Origin of the sequence: Vibrio sp. V43_P6S15P86 (assembly GCF_009904725.1) — a bacterium.
In the GTDB taxonomy this organism is placed as follows: Bacteria; Pseudomonadota; Gammaproteobacteria; order Enterobacterales; family Vibrionaceae; genus Vibrio; species Vibrio diabolicus.
Genome location: NZ_WXWT01000363.1, coordinates 1 through 3,377, shown reverse-complemented (window position 1 = coordinate 3,377; position 3,377 = coordinate 1). Strand labels below are relative to the sequence as shown.

Below are 3,377 nucleotides of genomic sequence, written 5' to 3'. Positions count from 1 at the left end.
CTGGTGGGGTGGTTTGGCTTGTTATTATCTCTGCGCGATAATTGAAGTTCTGCGGAGTGATGCCATCGGGAATAGTGTCACCCGTATCCACATCGCTCTGTTCACGACGTTCAGAACCAGTACCCCCCCACCGCTCCGTCGATGAGGATTTATAGATTTCATACTCCAAATAGTTACCGCCAGATGCCATGCGTCGTTGGCCTCCGGAGGCATTCACACCGTCGTTTAAACCAATGGTAAAAGCACTATTCTTGGTGCAGGTTAATGATATAACCTGACTGACAGGGTCAAAACCTGCCACCAATGGTGATGAACCAAAATTAATATCTGGCGCCGTGATCATACAATCGGGAGTGACTTCCAACTCTACCGTAATCAAGCTTTGTGCATTGCCTGTTTCTCGCCCAAGACATACGCCTCCAACTCCAATTCCTGAGCAATAATTCCAAATCCAAGACACCGTAATTTGGTCTCGATAAGTCCCTGCTGAGAGATTACTACCAGCTCCTGTCCGAGCATAAAGCGGAAATTCAGCTTGAGTGCCAAATAAACCTAGTAAATCGAGCAGCCCAATTTCAAAAAAATTGTAAGTTTGGCCAAAAATGTACTCTTGCGAAAGGCTTGGGTCTCCAAAAATCTGATAGCTAAGTTCCGAACTGATATCCGCCGCATTAAGCAACCGCCCATCGTTAGCGCTGTTAAACGTTGCAGACACATAATCGCCACTCAACAAAGAAACAAGTGTAGAAAAGTCACACGTTATCCCTGCGTGAGGCTGGGCTGAGCTCTGTTGCTGAATAGTTGAAACGGTAAGCGAGGAAACGCTTCCAAATTGAATCAAAGGCGTCGGCGCAGTGTGCTCACAAGCCATGTTACCGGACGATATAAAAAGAAGAAAAAACCAAAGATAACGAGAATACCGACTCATAATTGTACCTCTGCTTTTTGCTCTTTCGTGCAGACTTGTTTACCTAATGTCTGTATTTTCTCGCTCCGTGTTTGATAGAGTCCCGTTATAAATACTTTACATGGTGGAAAGCCTTCGGGGTAAAAGATAATGTACTCACCTACATTACGCCCCTCAAAATACGTCACTCCATCCCAACCAATTTGCCCTACCACTCCAGTATCCGATTGACCATAAGTTCCTAACGGCAAGTAGGCGTCATTTTCATCAACAACCTCCATACTTAACGCAACTTGCAAAGCTATTGGGAACTCGAGCAAATAGCCATACCCAGAATGTATCGACGCGTATTGTTCTGTTGTTGGGAAAAAAGCATTGGCTGGTAATCTAAGCGGATCAATTTCATATTTTGCGGTGTAATATGCCATTGCCCACGGCACAAGTAAGTAACCGTCATCATCAGTCAATCCAACGACTTGATTCTCATATTTGACGGGCACACCTTCAAAACCGCTAGTACTGACAACAGCGAAACTATCGTACACATTATTTGCAGGGAATATTTCACCATCGAGTGACGCAACCGAACCCGACATTTCGGCAAAATAATCGTAATTACCACTCGTCCCATTTAAGCCCGCTCGGAACTCCGCCCAAGAGGCTCGGTAAGTAACATCGGCCTGCTTTCTATTGTCAGGCTTTTCATTAATATCATGCGCTAAGTTGATTCCCCAACCACCTCGAATCGGCGCAAGTCGACTAACACTAGCACGGCCACTAAGATGACCATCGCTTTCACGCTTCATGGTTAATCCCGCACTACCAGAGAAGGCGCTCAAAGGTAATGAGAATTGTGCTAACGTAACGGCCTCCCCACCGATGTTTCGATTAAACGATAATGACATGTTGATATCGAACGGAAGCGAGCGGCTGTAAGTTACATTAAGTATTCTCGATCGAGAGTCGGTTTGCTGAACATCAAAGTATCCCCCTGATAACGAACCCCACTCATTCAGCCGGGTGCCAACATTTATCTGAGAGACATGCCGAGACAAATTCTCTCGATCGTTAGTGTCATCACTTCTCAAGCTCTCTGGTGTTTGGGAGAGCGTGTAAAATCCCTCGCTCTCAACTTGGGTACGAGCGGCAAAGCTAAACATTCGAGATTGATAACTATAACCAACTGAATAGGAACTCGCTCTCTGCTCATAATTGCTAAACCTTACCGCCCCATCAATCGTTCCCATATTGAATAGATTGGTAACAAAACCGACTCCCGCAACAATTAAGTCATCTTTCGCTTCGGTTTGTGCCTCCAACGTTAGCCAGTTTGTCATTCCGTGCCTCGCAGCTGCGACAACAGCACCATCGCCATAGTCATTTGAAGCGTTGCCATAGTTTTGGCGTAAAGCACCAAAACTGGCGTTGTAAGAGGTATAGTTAGCCTTCAGCAAGTTAGCTGAAAGGAAAAATGGACTGGTCATTGCAGTCCGCCTTCCCTGGGCATCCGTTGCAATCACTGTGGCTTCACCAGCTCCCGATACCATTGGAATATCATTAATAACAAACGGTCCCGGCCCCACAAACATTGAATCGGTTTTTAATCCGTTTACAAATAAATCTAACGTCGTGGGAGCTGTTACTTCGCCATAAAATGCAGGTAAAGGGGCGGTAACCACATCTGGACGCATAGAGAAGTCATGTGAGAGTTGAATACCAGCCATTCGAACTGGTTGACTCCACGCAAGGGGCCTCACAATGTAATCCCCTACTTCAAAGCGCAATCGACGACTTTGATCAACATATTCGTACCTCGTGTCGAAGCGTGTATATTTATTACTTTGTTGCGCTTGAACGTCTCGATGAAGATTAGATTTAAATATTCCCGTCGTAGAAAGTACGCCGAATTCAGAAAAGGCTCTCAATTCGTGGTTAATAGATACTTCTTTTTGACTACTCTCGTGATCATAAACACCAAACATACTGTAATTGAATAACCCACCAGTTCCGAATTTAGCGGGGGAAAAACGCCTCCTGTTCTGCGCAGAAAAGCGTTGCATCGGCAACCAATTCGGAGGCACTGTGATTGATAATTGCAGTGACGATTGCAAATAATCGACCTCTACACCCGATATTGATGTTATGTCTAACTTCTCTTGGGTTCCAGGTAATACATCCGCGACCACGCCAGCAGACAGTAAATCGTCTCTATACACGAAGTAACGCTCGCCTTTACGTTCAACATCCGAGATTAAACCAGTCGGTCGTTGATTAATGACTAGTTCTAACGACAAATGAATATTTTCAAAGTTCTCATAAGAAAAGTTTTCAGGGCTAGGTAACTGCGATAAATGGGTCACTACGTTATCGCACCAACCCACGCCAGACGTCATACTGGTAAATAAACAAGATAAATATAAAATCTTATTCATTTTGTTCGAGTGGAATAACGTAACGCTTACCTTCGATA

The 3,377-nt window shown here is 44.8% G+C and carries 2 protein-coding genes; both read right to left on the bottom strand.

Features of this window, described 5'->3' with window-relative positions:
* Positions 1-928 (bottom strand): Csu type fimbrial protein (locus tag CAG69_RS16525; protein ID WP_161445219.1); only part of this gene is annotated, 928 nt, incomplete at its 3' end.
* Positions 925-3,339, bottom strand: coding sequence for a fimbria/pilus outer membrane usher protein (locus CAG69_RS16520; RefSeq protein ID WP_161445217.1), 2,415 nt, complete (start codon positions 3,337-3,339; stop codon positions 925-927). The genes CAG69_RS16520 and CAG69_RS16525, both read right to left, overlap by 4 nt.
* Positions 3,340-3,377: the final 38 nt, after the last annotated feature.